Source organism: Glycocaulis sp. (assembly GCF_050485565.1).
Lineage (GTDB): Bacteria > Pseudomonadota > Alphaproteobacteria > Caulobacterales > Maricaulaceae > Glycocaulis.
Genome location: NZ_JBJHBQ010000005.1, coordinates 206,252 through 219,425, shown reverse-complemented (window position 1 = coordinate 219,425; position 13,174 = coordinate 206,252). Strand labels below are relative to the sequence as shown.

At 63.2% G+C, this 13,174-nt stretch carries 14 protein-coding genes and 2 tRNA genes; 8 read left to right on the top strand and 8 right to left on the bottom strand.

The genetic code is table 11. The features are described from left to right. The first annotated feature begins 559 nt into the window (after window positions 1-559). Window positions 560-635 (top strand) — tRNA-Thr (locus tag ACQ5ID_RS07825). Between the two features lie 3 nt (window positions 636-638). Here ACQ5ID_RS07825 and ACQ5ID_RS07820 read toward each other — a convergent pair. Then, window positions 639-1,031: a hypothetical protein gene (locus tag ACQ5ID_RS07820; protein ID WP_429911891.1), complete on the bottom strand. Its 393-nt coding sequence runs from the start codon at window positions 1,029-1,031 to the stop codon at window positions 639-641. 162 nt (window positions 1,032-1,193) lie between these two features. Between ACQ5ID_RS07820 and ACQ5ID_RS07815 the strand changes: the two genes are divergently transcribed. Then, window positions 1,194-2,765, top strand: coding sequence for a long-chain-fatty-acid--CoA ligase (locus tag ACQ5ID_RS07815; RefSeq protein WP_429911890.1), 1,572 nt, complete (start codon window positions 1,194-1,196; stop codon window positions 2,763-2,765). Here the strand turns inward: ACQ5ID_RS07815 and ACQ5ID_RS07810 are convergent. From ACQ5ID_RS07810 to ACQ5ID_RS07785, 6 genes are all read right to left on the bottom strand, one after another. After that, window positions 2,762-3,508, bottom strand: a complete 747-nt coding sequence (locus ACQ5ID_RS07810; protein ID WP_429911889.1) for an SDR family NAD(P)-dependent oxidoreductase — start codon at window positions 3,506-3,508, stop codon at window positions 2,762-2,764. The two genes, ACQ5ID_RS07815 and ACQ5ID_RS07810, sit on opposite strands and share 4 nt — an antisense overlap. 51 nt (window positions 3,509-3,559) lie before the next feature. Next, on the bottom strand, window positions 3,560-3,985 hold the full coding sequence (locus ACQ5ID_RS07805) for a response regulator (protein WP_429911888.1): 426 nt from the start codon (window positions 3,983-3,985) through the stop codon (window positions 3,560-3,562). 46 nt (window positions 3,986-4,031) lie between these two features. Next, on the bottom strand, window positions 4,032-4,943 hold the full coding sequence (locus ACQ5ID_RS07800; RefSeq protein ID WP_429911887.1) for a bifunctional 5,10-methylenetetrahydrofolate dehydrogenase/5,10-methenyltetrahydrofolate cyclohydrolase: 912 nt from the start codon (window positions 4,941-4,943) through the stop codon (window positions 4,032-4,034). Window positions 4,944-4,948: 5 nt separating this feature from the next. Next, on the bottom strand, window positions 4,949-5,254 hold the full coding sequence (locus tag ACQ5ID_RS07795; protein ID WP_429911886.1) for a YggT family protein: 306 nt from the start codon (window positions 5,252-5,254) through the stop codon (window positions 4,949-4,951). Between the two features lie 111 nt (window positions 5,255-5,365). After that, complete coding sequence (locus ACQ5ID_RS07790; RefSeq protein ID WP_429911885.1) at window positions 5,366-5,776, bottom strand: response regulator; 411 nt, start codon at window positions 5,774-5,776, stop codon at window positions 5,366-5,368. After that, entirely contained in the window at window positions 5,736-7,016 is a 1,281-nt protein-coding gene (locus ACQ5ID_RS07785) for a sensor histidine kinase (RefSeq protein WP_429911884.1), read from the bottom strand. The genes ACQ5ID_RS07790 and ACQ5ID_RS07785 overlap by 41 nt, the downstream gene beginning before the upstream one ends. A 145-nt stretch (window positions 7,017-7,161) precedes the next feature. On the opposite strand from ACQ5ID_RS07785, the gene ACQ5ID_RS07780 reads away from it, so the two are divergent. From ACQ5ID_RS07780 to ACQ5ID_RS07760, 5 genes are all read left to right on the top strand, one after another. Beyond that, window positions 7,162-7,237 (top strand) — tRNA-Ala (locus ACQ5ID_RS07780). A 344-nt stretch (window positions 7,238-7,581) separates the two neighbouring features. After that, a complete protein-coding gene (locus ACQ5ID_RS07775) occupies window positions 7,582-9,336 on the top strand; it encodes a glycosyl transferase family protein (RefSeq protein WP_429911883.1) in 1,755 nt (584 codons plus the stop codon). Continuing rightward, the gene (locus ACQ5ID_RS07770; protein WP_429911882.1) at window positions 9,333-11,021 is read left to right on the top strand and encodes an NfrA family protein; all 1,689 of its coding nucleotides are present in this window, start codon (window positions 9,333-9,335) and stop codon (window positions 11,019-11,021) included. Before ACQ5ID_RS07775 ends, ACQ5ID_RS07770 begins: the two co-directional genes overlap by 4 nt. A 99-nt stretch (window positions 11,022-11,120) precedes the next feature. Further along, a complete protein-coding gene (locus ACQ5ID_RS07765) occupies window positions 11,121-11,975 on the top strand; it encodes a hypothetical protein (protein ID WP_429911881.1) in 855 nt (284 codons plus the stop codon). Between the two features lie 50 nt (window positions 11,976-12,025). Next, on the top strand, window positions 12,026-12,451 hold the full coding sequence (locus ACQ5ID_RS07760; protein WP_429911880.1) for a hypothetical protein: 426 nt from the start codon (window positions 12,026-12,028) through the stop codon (window positions 12,449-12,451). Between the two features lie 19 nt (window positions 12,452-12,470). Here ACQ5ID_RS07760 and ACQ5ID_RS07755 read toward each other — a convergent pair whose 3' ends face one another. Further along, window positions 12,471-12,761, bottom strand: a complete 291-nt coding sequence (locus ACQ5ID_RS07755) for a 4a-hydroxytetrahydrobiopterin dehydratase (protein WP_429911879.1) — start codon at window positions 12,759-12,761, stop codon at window positions 12,471-12,473. A gap of 84 nt (window positions 12,762-12,845) precedes the next feature. Here ACQ5ID_RS07755 and ACQ5ID_RS07750 point away from each other — a divergent pair, with 84 nt between their 5' ends. After that, window positions 12,846-13,118 (top strand): histidine kinase, encoded by a 273-nt coding sequence (locus ACQ5ID_RS07750; protein ID WP_429911878.1) that lies wholly within the window; start codon window positions 12,846-12,848, stop codon window positions 13,116-13,118. The last annotated feature ends 56 nt before the right edge of the window (window positions 13,119-13,174 follow it).

Genomic DNA, 13,174 nt, shown 5'->3' with positions numbered 1-13,174 from the left:
GCCTTTTTCGATGCGCTGGCAAAGCCCGTCGTGGAGGCGATACGGGCGAAGGCGGGGTAGTGGACCCCACAGCTACACTACCCCTCGTCATTCCGGGGGAGCGCAGCGACACCCGGAACCCAGATTTCGTTTCACCGGCGCACGCCGGTGCCCAGCCTTTCTGGGCCCCGGCTTTCGTCGGGGAAACGCGGTATCTAATAGTCTCTCTCGCTGTCATGGCCCGGTTCGCTGCCCCCCTCGTCGTTCCCGTCCCCGCCTCCGCGGGGATAAACTCCGGCGGGAACCCAGAGGCACCTGGCGCTGTCATTCCCCTACGATCTCTGGACCCCCGCCTGCGCGGGGGTGACGAAGTTGGGCCAGTTCACAGTCATGTCAGGATGGGGGCACAGGGTGCCTTCCCCTCATGCTGAGGGTGAGCGTAGCGAACGTCTCGAAGCACGAGGGGAAACCACACGCACAAGCGCGCTTGCGAAGAGGTGCGTTCGCGGATAGTTTGCGCGCCGCCGGGAAGGGGCCGTAGCGCTCACACCCGCACCCGCCCGTTAAACGACGTGGCAAAGCCGCTTTAGCTCAGCTGGTAGAGCAACGCATTCGTAATGCGTAGGTCGCGTGTTCGAGTCACGCAAGCGGCACCATTTTTAGGGTCTGCCCGCAACCCGTTCACAGCCTCCTCCGAAGTAGCCAATGCCGTTGTAGTAGACAAACGGCATCCCTTCCTCCCACACGGCGATGTTCAGGAAGGTAAGGGAATCCCGGAAGATAGCACGCATGTTGTGACCCCCATCTACATCCCCTGGGTGGATGACGTCATATTGAATGGGTTCGTCCCAAGCCCTAAGCCGCAAGCTGCCGGTCTGCACGTCGAAGAACAGCTCGGCCATTGCCTGTACAAACTGATCGTCTCCTTGATGAATGATCAGGCCATCGGCGGCGGGAACAGCCCGGTTCCTGAACTCGCATTTATACAGCTGCGCCTGAGCTGGGGCAGTGAGATGAAGCATCGCTATTGCGGAGCAGAGACGGAGTATCATCGAATTTCGCCTGTAGTGCTTTCTCGAACGTTAGCGCGTTACTTGGCGTTTCGACACCCCCTTCCCCTTTATCCTTCTTCCCCTATCATCCCTCATTGAGCGGCCCGTCAGTGGCCGGGGCGTGAGGGGCAAAGCTCCCGCGCGAAATGAGGGAGGAGACAGATGATCGATGCGGGCATGCTCGTATCCATGGCCGATGTCGTGCGCCAGCAGGCGCGCGCAAATGGCAAGGTGGCGGCGCAGATATTCCAGGATCGCACCACGAGCTATGCTGCGCTGGATGGCCATGCCAGCCGGGTCGCCAACGGGCTGATCGCGCTGGGGTGCGAGCCGGGCGCGCGCGTAGGCCATCTGGGCAAGAACAGTGATTATTTCGCCGAGCTCCTGTTCGGTGCGGCCAAGGCGCGATGCGTGCTGACGGGCGTGAACTGGCGCCTCGCGGCGCCGGAAATCCTCTTCATCCTGAAGGATGCGGGCGTCACCACGCTCTTTGTGGATGCCGAATATTACGGCCTTGTGGAGAGCCTGCAGCCTGCCCTGCCCTCGTTGCGCACCGTTATCGCGCTCGATGGCGGACACGCCAAATGGAAGGGCTATACCGGCTGGCGGAACAGCCAGTCCGATGCCGACCCGATGCGGAAGACGGACCCGAAAGAGGACGTGCTCCAGCTCTACACCTCCGGCACGACCGGCCACCCCAAGGGCGTGGTGCTGTCGCACGGGGCGTATCTGTCGCTCTTCGAGCAGGGCCTGCATGACGGCTTCGTGACATGGGAGCCGGGCGATCCAAACCTGGTGGCCATGCCCTATTTCCACGTGGCGGGCACGAACTGGGCATTGCTGGGCTTCTATCAGGCGGCGACCAATATCATCGTGAAGGAAGTCGATCCGGTCGCTATCCTTGATCTCATAGAACAGCACAAGGTGCAGACCAGCTTCTTCGTGCCGGCGGTGATCCTGTTTCTGGTGCAGGCGAGCGCGGCGAAACCGCGTGATTTCTCCTCGCTCAGGCTTGTCGCCTATGGTGCCTCGCCGATTGCGGAAGAATTGCTGCTGAAAGCGGCGAAGATTTTCGATTGCGGGTTTTTGCAATTTTATGGTCTCACCGAGACCAATGGCGCGGCGGTGCATCTGCCCCCTGCCGACCATGATCCTGCGCGCGGCAAGCTGCGCGCTGCAGGCAAGCCGAATGCCGGTATCGAGATCCGCGTCGCGGGCGAGGATGGCAAGCCGGCCCCGCAAGGCGAGGTGGGCGAGGTGTGGATACGTGGCACCAGCCTGATGACAGGCTATTGGAACCGGCCTGATGCCACGGCAGAGGCGATCAATTCAGACGGTTGGTTCAAATCGGGCGATGCGGGGTATCTGGACGAGGATGGCTATCTCTTCATCCATGACCGGGTGAAGGACATGATCATCTCCGGGGGCGAGAACATCTATCCGGCAGAGGTGGAAAACGCGCTTTTCTCCCATCCGGGCGTGGCTGATGTCGCCGTGATCGGCGTGCCGGATGAGCGCTGGGGCGAGGCGGTGAAGGCCGTGGTGGTGAAAGCGCCGGGATCGGACGTGACGCCCGAAGCCCTGATCGCCCACGCAAGGGAGCGCATCGCGGCCTACAAGGTACCCAAGACGGTCGATTTCATCGATGCCCTGCCGCGCAATCCCACGGGCAAGATATTGAAGCGCGTTCTTCGCGAGCCCTACTGGAAGGGCCGCGACCGGGCGGTGAGCTAGGGCGCGACTTCTTCGCCTGCAAAATCGAAACAGCGTCCGGAGTGCTCAGGGCCAAGCGTGTCGATGACCTTGAGGAGGTGCCCGGCGCTGTATTCCGGCGTGAAGAGCTTTCCCTCTGGGACATTGCCCCGGAAGGGCTCTGACAGGGCCGTTTCCACGGTGCCGGGATGCAGGCCGACGATCAGCGCTTCCGGGCGTTTTCGGGCAAGCTCGATGGATAGTGTGCGGATGATCTGGTTCAGCGCGGCCTTGGATGCCCGGTAGGCGTGCCAGCCGCCCAGCCGGTTGTCCGATATCGAGCCGACGCGCGCCGAGAGGGCGGCAAAGACCGATTTGCCCTCGCGCGGCAGGGCGTCCAGCAGGGCGGCGGCCACGAGTGCCGGGCCTGTCGTGTTGATGGCGAACAGCCTGGCCATGCTGGCGGCGTTCAGATGACGCCATGTCTTCTCCGGCCCGAAATCCTCCCCGTGCAATACGCCGCTGGCGACGATCACCAGATGCACCGGGCCGCCGGCGCTTACAGGCACCAGCGCGCCCCTGATGCTCGCCGGGTCTTCCAGATCGATCCTGCCGGGTGTGATCTTCGCGCCCTGATATACGCGTCCTGAACGCGATAGGGCGATCACTTCACCGCAGCGCGGATCAGCGGCCAGATGGCGCACAAACGCGCCGCCAATGCCGCCGGACGCGCCGACGATCACCGCGCGATAGTTTTCAGGCAGGGACGACAAGGTATTGCTCATGTCGAGATGAGCTAGGGCGGCGATGCTTTGTGGAAAGGGCGGGCAGGCCGCCTAGAGACGCAGCGCGTCGTTGGCAGCATCCTGAACCTGGCGCATCAGGCGGAAGCTCGCCGTGCGGTCCTTGCCGTTGAAGAACTCGTTCTTGTCCAGAATGGTGAGATGCGGACCCAGCGTCTCGGCATCCACACGCGCCGAACCGGTCAGCACCAGAACCGGCGTGCCGCGCGCGATCTTTTCTGCCGTGCGCACCGTGTCGGCGGGGTCTATCGAGTCCGGCAGGCGCAGATCGACAATGATGAGATCAAACTGGCGCCGGGCCAGTTTGCGCTTGGCATCGGTCAGCGTGCGCACCACTTCCAGCTCGAATTCATAGCCGCCTGCATCGCACAATGCCTGCTGCAGCAGCATGGCATCTGCGAAGTCATCCTCGACATGCAGGACGCGCAGGGTCTGGGTTGTTTTTGCAACAGCGCTCATGCTTTCAAGCTAGTCCAGCGCGCTTAGCAAAGCGTAAAGACCTGCCCTATCCTGCGAGGGGATCGTCGATTGACTGTCCCGTGCGTGCAGCGGCAGCCTTCAGCGTATTGGCCAGCAGGACAGCAATGGTCATGGGGCCGATGCCGCCGGGAACGGGCGTGATATGGCCGGCAACGCGCTCGCTCGCCTCAAAGGCGACATCGCCAACCAGTCCGGTATCGGTGCGGTTGATGCCGACATCGAGCACACATGCGCCCGGCTTGATCCAGCCGCCCTGCACCATTTGCGCCCTGCCGACGGCAGCGACCAGAATATCGGCTGAACGGCACACGCCCGGCAGGTCGCGCGTGCGCGAATGGGCCAGCGTCACCGTGCAATTCTGTTCAAGAAAGAGCAGGCCGGCCGGCTTGCCGACCAGGATGGAGCGCCCGATCACCACTGTATGAAGCCCGGACAGATCGCCGAGCGCCTTTCGTGCCAGCCATACACAGCCCGATGGCGTGCACGGGCGCAAACCATCAGCGCCCAGTACAAGCCGGCCCGCGCTGGTGGCGGTCAGGCCATCGACATCCTTGGCAGGATCAATCGTTTCCACGACGCGCCGGGCATCGATATGGCCGGGCAGCGGCATCTGCACCAGAATGCCATCCACCGCCGGATCGGCGTTGAGCGTTTCAACCAGCGCGATCAGCTCTGCCTCGCCCAGATCATCGGGGCGGCGGAATTCCTGCGAGATCATGCCCGCCGCTTCAGTGCGGCGTACCTTGTTGCGTACATAGACATGGCTTGCCGGATCATCGCCCACCAGCACGACGGCGAGGCAGGGCTTGCGCCCGATACGGGCGGCCAGGCTGGCGGCCTGCGAGGCGACGGCCGCGTCCAGTGCTGCCGAGGCCAGCTTGCCGTCAATCAGGCTGGCAAGCCCTTCGCGATGCTGGATGAAATCAGATGTGGTCACGCGGGTTAGCCCAGAGCCGGGAATATCTGCCCCATAATCACCCATTCGCGCACGAAGAAGATGATGAGCAGCAAGACCAGCGGTGAAAGGTCAATCCCGCCCAGAGGCGGCAGGATGCGGCGGATCGGCCCAAGGACCGGCTCGGTCAGCGCGCTGGTCGCCCGCCAGATCGTGTTGACGAACTGGTTTTGCGGATTGACCACGTTGAAGGCGACGAGCCAGCTCAGCACCACGTTTACGAAGATGAGCAGTACCAGAATATTCAGTACCGGAATGATGAAATAGATAATCAGGGCCTGACCAAAGGTCATCGCTGTCTCCGTCTGGACGCACGCCGTGGCGTAGCAAGGGGTGGCGACTGTCTAGACGGGCAAAGCCTGGTCACGCAAGGGCGTGCCGCAAGCGTGCCATGTGCGGCGTGCTCAGTGCCGGCCGGGTATCTCGGCATGATCCCGCCAAAAGCGGCATACCGCGTCGGCCACCTGCTGGTAGCCGCCCAGGCTGTCGGGCTTGCGCACATAGGCGCTGGCCCCGGCCTCATAGGCCCTGTCGATATCGCCGGGATGGTTTGACGAGGTGAACACGATGATCGGCACCAGCTCCGGCTCCTCGCGTTCGCGCAGGGCCGTGATGACCTGGTGGCCAGAGAGGCCCGGCAGGTCCAGATCAAGCAGCATGATGTCAAACCGGCCCGATTGCAGCGCGTCCAGCGCCGCCTGTCCGCCCGGCACATGCATGAGATTGGTGCCTTTCATATCGGCGAAGGCACGCTTGGTCAGGAACGCGTCGCTCTCATCGTCCTCGACGAGCAGGAGACGGATATTTTTCGCCATTTTCTCCCCCCGAGCCCTCTGGCTCGCTGGCTTCCTGGGCAACACCGCCAGCGGGCGAAGAGCCGGGTGCTGGCAGGGTCAGGCAGAAGCGTGCGCCGTGAAGGTGGGTTTCGTCCAGCCAAATTTCGCCGCCATGGCTCTCGACGATCTCCTTGCAGAAGGCCAGACCGACTCCCATGCCGGGATAGCGGGTGTCGTCATGGAGGCGTTTCATCATCTGGAAAATGGTCTGGGCGTGAGCCGGATCGATCCCGATTCCATTGTCTGCAATGGAAATTTCGATCATGCCGTCATCGGCTTGCCTGCCGCGTACGGTAATGACCGGTGCCAGGGCGGAGCGGTACTTTATCGCGTTGGAAACCAGATTTTGAAAAAGTTGGGTCAGAAGGACGGTATCGCCCTCCACGGCGGGCAAGCCGTCAAAATCCAGGGACGCGCCGCTGGCTTCGATTTCGTCATCCAGTGACGAGCTCACGCTGGCAAGGATACGCGTCAGCTCCACCGTCTCGGCCTGCGGCAGCCGGTTCACCAGCTGCGCGTATTCCTGAAGCACGCCGATCAGGGTCTGCGCGCGCTGTGCGCCCTCGCGCACCTTGAGCAGGTGCTTTTGACCGTCCGCACTCATGGTGGCGGCTTCTTCCTGTTCGATGAGCTGGGAGAAGATATGGATGTGGCGCAAGGGTGCCTGGAGATCATGGGCGGCGGCGGCGGCAAACTGGCGCAGGGCTGCATTGGCACGTTCCAGATCGCGCGTGCGCTGGATGACGCGGTGTTCAAGCTGGCCTGTCACCGCCATCAGGCGCGCCTCGGCCTCGTCCCGGCGGCCGATCTCGGCCTGAAGGGCCTGGTTGGAGCGTTGCAGCTGGATATTGGAGGGCAGGGCCAGCGCGCGTGGCAGTAACGGCCATAGCGCGATGGCGGTTGCCAGCGACACCGCCGCTGTCATGGCCTTGAGCAGGCCCTCAATCTGATAATGCGGGTTCCAAACCGTCCAGATGGAGAACAAATGCGTCGTGCCGCATAGCAGGATGAACGCCACGAACAGCCACATGACCGGGCGGTAGACCAGATCCGGGCGCTTGACCGAGAAAAGCGCAAGAGCGGCGGGAATTGAGAAATAGGCCAGCGCGATGGCGGCGTCGGAGAGCACGTGGGTCCACAAAATGGAGGGTTCCCACAGATAGCACATGCCATGGGGCATGAAGCCGTGCGTGGACATTGAATGCGTCAAGGCTTCCATACGCGCCATGCCTCCCCCGATTGCCCGCACTATCTATGCGGCGTGGCGGGCGTCAAGCGGATGGCTAGCGATTTTCAAAGCCGCTCCATCCGCTGCTTGACAAGACGGCCTGCCCGGCACTACCTCCCTGACCTCTTCGAGAAGTGGGGCCGTAGCTCAGTTGGGAGAGCGCGTCGTTCGCAATGACGAGGTCAGCGGTTCGATCCCGCTCGGCTCCACCATTTCTTCCCGTTCTTCTTTGTGTTCGCTCTACCGGCCCCGCTCAGGCTTGCGGGCGCGCGGTCATGCCTTGCGAACCGTGCAGGCGCTTTCGGGCAGGCTTTGCCTAAAACGGCGGTAATGAGGCACTCGGCTTTCAGCGGACCTGTCGCCGGTGCCCGGTCCGGGGCGCATAATTTCAATGCGTTAATGGTGTTCACGCACCCAAGATGAACCGAAGATGAACCCGATCTGACTGTAATTGTTGGCCTTTTATCGCCTTAATCAGGATTAATTTTCAGCAAACTCCGCCCCTACCCCTAGAGCGTGCCCGGCAGATCCCGGGCATCAGACTAGCGGGGCGGGGATGGACTGGTTTTCTCTCATTGAGGTGGTTACGGGCCTGGTCGGGGGCTTCGGTGACTGGTTTGCCGACCCGGCAACCCGCGAAAGCCTGGGAGAAGCGGCGCGCCTCTACTGGATGGTGCTCTCCTGGGCGACGGTCTACGCCGCTTTGGTGATCTTCGTCTCCTCCATCGATGACACGTTTCTCGACCTCTATTACTGGGTGCTGACGGCGCAGAACCTCGTCTTGCGGCCCTTCCGGCGCATCCCTTCGGTCGAAAAACTGCGCGCCATGCCCGAAAAGCGCCTGGCCATACTCATTCCGGCCTGGCACGAGGCCGATGTCATCGCCCGCATGGTGGACCACACCATTCAGGAGCTTGATTACACCGCCTATGACATCTTCATCGGGGTCTACCCCAATGACGCGGACACGATCCGCGAGGCCGATGCGCTGGTGGCCCGTCATGGCAATGTCTACCGGGCCAATGTCGGCCATCCAGGACCGACCTCGAAAGCCGATTGCCTGAACTGGATCGTCCAGAACGCGATTGCGCGCGAGTCCCAGACCGGCAAGCGCTATGACGCGTTCGTCATGCATGACAGCGAGGATGTCATCCATCCCCTGTCCTTCAAGGTGATGAATGCGTGGCTGGACCGGGCCGACATGGTGCAATTGCCGGTCCTGTCCATGCCGCGCGCCTGGAACGCGCTGGTGGCGGGTCATTACATGGACGAGTTCGCCGAGTGGCATACCAAGGATCTGGTCGTACGCTCCCACATGACCGCGCAAGTGCCCTCTGCCGGGGTGGCAACCGCGCTGTCGCGCCGGGTCATTGATCTGCTCAATGCCGAGCGCGAGAACCTGCCTTTCAATACCGACAGCCTGACCGAGGACTATGATATCGGTCACCGCCTCTATGAGGCCGGGTTCAAGTCTGCCTTCGTGCGCTATTTTGCCCGCGTGCGGGTGACAACGCCCAAAGGCAAGCGCCGCACGCGCGTCGAGCTGGTGTGCACGCGCGAGTTCTTTCCCGACCAGATGAAGGTGTCGGTAAGGCAAAAATCACGCTGGATGCTGGGCATTTCCTATATGGGCTGGCGCCAGCTGGGATGGGTGGGGCCGCTCGTTCACCGCTATTTTCTCTATCGTGACCGCAAGGCGATCTGGACCGCGCCCACGGGCATGCTGGCCTATTTCATCACTGTCCAGTGGGCGCTGTACTGGTTAATCTCGGCCATCATTCCTGAAGCAGGCGGGCTGCCGCCGCTGATCGATCCGAAAAGCTGGGTGTGGTCGATCGTGCTGATCAATTTCTGGTTCCTGGTGAACCGGCTGGTCCACCGGCTGATCTTCACCGGCACCACACACGGGATCAAATACATGGTGCTGGTGCCGGTGCGCATGGTGGTTGCCAACTATATCGGCTTTCTCGCTGCGGCGCGGGCCAACCGGCGCTGGATCGTCCACCTGGTTACCGGCGTGGCGATCACCTGGGACAAGACCATGCACTCCTATCCCTCGCCCGAGGAGATACGCCGCACCCAGTCGAGCTTTGCCTCGCATGAGCGGCCAAGGGCTGCGCGCGCCCTGCCCGACACGCTCACGGCAAAGCTGGCAAACCCTGTGCCTGCAGCGGCTCGCGCCGCCCTGCCTCCCCCCTTGCAAGCACGCGTCAATTTCGATCTGGACAGGCGCGCCGGTGCCGTGAGGCAGGCAATGCCCGCCCCGCCGCCTGTGCCTGTTCCGGCGCGCATACTGGAGACAATGTCATGAGACACGCTCGCCCCCGCCTGACACGCCTGCGGTTCAATACCGCGCTCGGCCTTCTGGCTGCCGGTCTCCTGTTTGAGTCCGGTCCGGACCTGACGCGCGCCGTTACGGCCTTTGCCAGCGGCTCCGAGCCGGCCGCTTGCGGCTATGAGCATCTGCGCACGCAGGCCGTCAATGCCGGTACCGCGCAGGGCTGGATCATGGCCGGTGATTGCGCCGTGACGTTGGGTGATCCGGCCACGGCGCTGGAAGCCTATCTCTACGCCCACACGATTGGCGGCCTGGACTCAGACGCGCTGCTTTATGTGCTGCGCTCCATCGGCTTCCAGGCTGAAGCCGCCGGTGATCTGAACCGCTCGCGCTGGGCATGGGCGGAGGCGGCCAGCCTGTCGCAATCGGCCAGTGACCGTCTGCGGGCGGCGCGGGCCATGCGGCTGGCGGGCGAGGAGGGTGCAGCGCGCGCGCGACTGGCCACACTCGATGAAACGGCTTTTGACGGCAGCGAACGGGCGCTTCTTTTCGAGGAACGTGCGCGCGCGATTGCCACTGACCAGCCGCGTGAGGCGGCGATGTGGATGGATCGGGCCATTGCCATCGAACCGGCCGCTTTCCGGCATTTCGACAAGGGGCTCTGGCTGCAGGCGGCGGGCGATCATGCCGGGGCGCTCATGGCGCTGGAAGCGGCCTATAGCGCCGATCCGCACAGTCGCGAGATTGCGCTGGCCAATGCCTATGCCTATCGCCGGGCTGGCCGCCATGAGGATGCGGCGCTGATCTTTGCCGATGTGGCGGGCCGCGAGCAGCTGAACCTGACCGTGCGTGAGGAAGAGGGCTATGCCCGCGCGGCGGCCGGGCAGCGTAGCGCCGCGGCCATTGCTTTTCGCGATGCCATTGACCGTCATCACGTGGCGCAGACCGGCAATGAGGATCCGATGCGGGTTTACCGCCTGCGCCGCGAGGTGGAGACGCTGGAGCGGACCACATATTTCACCGGCTATCTGACCTATCGCGATGACGTGGCTCCGGGCGGGTTTGCCTTGCCGGAGCAGGGCAGTTTTGAAAGCCAGATCGGCATGGAGGCGGGCTGGCGGCCAGAGGGCCTGTACCGCGCAGGCCGGGGCCTGACCCTTTATGGCCGCGCCTATCAAAGCCTTGAGGCCGGATCGCTCTCCCTTGCCGATGATACGCTGCAGCTTGGTCTCGGCGTGCGCTGGAAGCCCTTTGCCAGCCATGATTTCAACCTGGCGGGCGAACGCCTGATCGCTGGCGGCGATCTGGCGCGCGATGCCTGGCTCTTGCGGGCCTCCTATGGCTGGACGCAAGGCGGTGACTGGAACCCGGTTGCCGACCGCTGGACCTATACCAGCCTCTATGGCGACCTGGCCTGGATACCGGACGATCCGCAGTTCACGTCCGCCTACGCCTCGGTGCGCCATGGCCTGCGCTTCCGGGCCGGCGAAGGCTGGGCCGTCACGCCCTACCTCACCGCCGTGGGCCAGATTTCCAATGACAGCCTGGTCACGCGTGAGCGGCTGGAAGCCGGTGCCGGGGTGATGGTTTCGCGCTGGTTTGGTGAGGATCAGTATCGCGCCTACCGCCACCGGGTTGATTTCGAGCTGGAATACCGGGCGGGCATGGGCGACACGCCCGGCCAGAGCGTAATCGGACGTGTGGTGGTCAATTTCTGACAGTTCATGATTTGTGCATTCCGCTTCGATTTCTCTGGAAGACAAGCGCCAGCAGGCGTATAAACCTTGCCGTCTTAGGGTTAAGGCCAGAGGCAGGACGTGGCGCTTCTCGCTTCCATTCACGCTGGCAGTGTTATCAAGACCGCGTTTGGCGCGGTGCTGGTGGCTGCTGGCCTGAGCGTATCGGGGCAGGTCGCCGAGGATTATGCCTTGCGCGAGCGCGCCTATGCGCTGGCAGCAGAGGGTCAGTGCCGGGCCGCCCATAGCGCCTTTGTGGAACTGGCCCGCACCAGCGGGGATGCGCACGACTGGCTGGCGGCGGCAACCTGCGCAATTGATATTGGCGATAATGACCGTGCGGTGACGGCTCTGCAGGCCGTGCTGGCCGAGCGCCACACGCTGAGCGTCGAAGAACAGCTTTTCGCCCTGCGCAGCTATGCCTATCGCGCCGAAGCGGCCGGTGACTGGAGCGGGACGCGGCATGCCTGGCGGGATGCGGCGATGCTATCGGGCGCTCCACAGGACCGGCTGATGGCAGCGCGCGGCGCACGCCTTGCCGGAGAGCATGGCGCGGCGCAGACAGAGCTGGCCGGCCTTAGCCCCGGTGCGCTGACACCGCAATTTGCCGCCATCTGGCATGACGAGCAGGCAAGCCATGCCCGCCGGGCGGGGCGCAATCGTGAAGCGCTGTCCCATATCGACCGGGCGATCGCGGCCGAAGACTCGCCATGGCGCCGGTATGAGCAGGGCCAGGTCATGACAGCGCTGGGCATGCACCATTCTGCGGCCCATGCGCTGGAACGCGCGCATCGCGGCGCGCCGGACAATGCCAGCATCCTTGTGTCACTGGCCTATGCCAGCCGGGCTTCGGGCGAGATTGCTTCCGCGCGCGGCTATTACCGGCAGGCCGTCATGCTTGATCCGTCCCTGTCGCGCCTCAGCGCTGATTTCTAGCCACGCCTCGCCAACCGCTTGTTTACCCGCTTGCCGGTAAGCTGACGGGCATGGAACAGCTCCTTGCCCTCATTCTGGCGTCTGCCGCCCTTGCCCTGTCAGGCCCGCCAGCGGACGAGTCCGAAGCGCACTCCGGGCCGTCGGACCGGGTTTTGTCCACATCGCCAAGCTATGTGCGCATGGAGCCGGTATCGGCCTCGGTGCGGGCGGGCGGCTATGTTGGCGGTGTGCTGGAGGTCCAGTTCTCGCTGGATATCCCCGACGAGGCGCTTCGCGAGCAGGCGCGCGACAGCATGTTGCGGCTGCGCGACGGCTATACCACTGTGCTGACCAGCTATGGGGGGCTGGGATACCGGGCCGGCGATGTACCTGATTTTGTCAGGATTACGCGCTTGTTGCAGCAATCGACCGACAGGACGCTCGGCACGCGGGGTGCCCAGGTCCTGATCCGCGCGATTGCGCTGCACGAGCCATAGGTTCGCGGCAAAGTCCGGTTCAGGCACCAGCAGCGGCGTTGATGAACCGGGCCATCTCCACGTCGAGGGCGCTGACGCCATCGCAGTCATGCGTGGTCAGAATAATCTCCACCTTATTGTAAACATTGAACCATTCAGGGTGATGGTCCATCTTGTCGGCTTTCAGCGCCACGCGCGTCATAAACCCGAAGGCGGCGTTGAAATCATCAAATTTCAGCGTGCGGGTAATGGCGTCGCGCGTGCCGTCAGCCCTGGTCCAGCCATCAAGCTGTTTCAGGGCGGCGTCCGCGCCGATCTTTTGCGGGGCCATATCATCGCTCCTATGCTGTTTACCGAAAAAAGACTCATCGCTGGCATAGTCGGTTCCGGTGTAACAAGAAAGGAGGCGGCGGAAATGACCCGCTTTCTCGTATCCGATACCAATCCCGGCGGCCGCAAGCTTGAGGATATCCTCATCCAGCTGCGGGCCGAAGTGCTGGCGCGCTCGACGAAAATCTCCGAAGACACGCGTCCCGAAGCCCTGCACGTCATGGGCAATAACATGAAGATACTGGAGCATCTGTCGGCAGCGATCGAGCTGGCGCAGGACTCCACCCATCTTCTGGACCGGGCGTTCGGGCCTTCAGAAGCCGCCCATGGCGGCCCGCCGCGTATCGGCGTGGCCTGAGCCAGCCCCGGCGCAGCTTAACCTTCTACTTGAACTGGACGCCGCAAGCGGCCAGC

Coding starts and splice junctions, on each gene's coding strand:
- ACQ5ID_RS07820 (WP_429911891.1), bottom strand. CDS start 1,031: ATGATACTCCGTCTCTGCTCCGCAATAGCGATGCTTCATCTCACTGCC.
- ACQ5ID_RS07815 (WP_429911890.1), top strand. CDS start 1,194: ATGATCGATGCGGGCATGCTCGTATCCATGGCCGATGTCGTGCGCCAG.
- ACQ5ID_RS07810 (WP_429911889.1), bottom strand. CDS start 3,508: ATGAGCAATACCTTGTCGTCCCTGCCTGAAAACTATCGCGCGGTGATC.
- ACQ5ID_RS07805 (WP_429911888.1), bottom strand. CDS start 3,985: ATGAGCGCTGTTGCAAAAACAACCCAGACCCTGCGCGTCCTGCATGTC.
- ACQ5ID_RS07795 (WP_429911886.1), bottom strand. CDS start 5,254: ATGACCTTTGGTCAGGCCCTGATTATCTATTTCATCATTCCGGTACTG.
- ACQ5ID_RS07790 (WP_429911885.1), bottom strand. CDS start 5,776: ATGGCGAAAAATATCCGTCTCCTGCTCGTCGAGGACGATGAGAGCGAC.
- ACQ5ID_RS07785 (WP_429911884.1), bottom strand. CDS start 7,016: ATGGAAGCCTTGACGCATTCAATGTCCACGCACGGCTTCATGCCCCAT.
- ACQ5ID_RS07775 (WP_429911883.1), top strand. CDS start 7,582: ATGGACTGGTTTTCTCTCATTGAGGTGGTTACGGGCCTGGTCGGGGGC.
- ACQ5ID_RS07770 (WP_429911882.1), top strand. CDS start 9,333: ATGAGACACGCTCGCCCCCGCCTGACACGCCTGCGGTTCAATACCGCG.
- ACQ5ID_RS07760 (WP_429911880.1), top strand. CDS start 12,026: ATGGAACAGCTCCTTGCCCTCATTCTGGCGTCTGCCGCCCTTGCCCTG.
- ACQ5ID_RS07755 (WP_429911879.1), bottom strand. CDS start 12,761: ATGGCCCCGCAAAAGATCGGCGCGGACGCCGCCCTGAAACAGCTTGAT.
- ACQ5ID_RS07750 (WP_429911878.1), top strand. CDS start 12,846: ATGACCCGCTTTCTCGTATCCGATACCAATCCCGGCGGCCGCAAGCTT.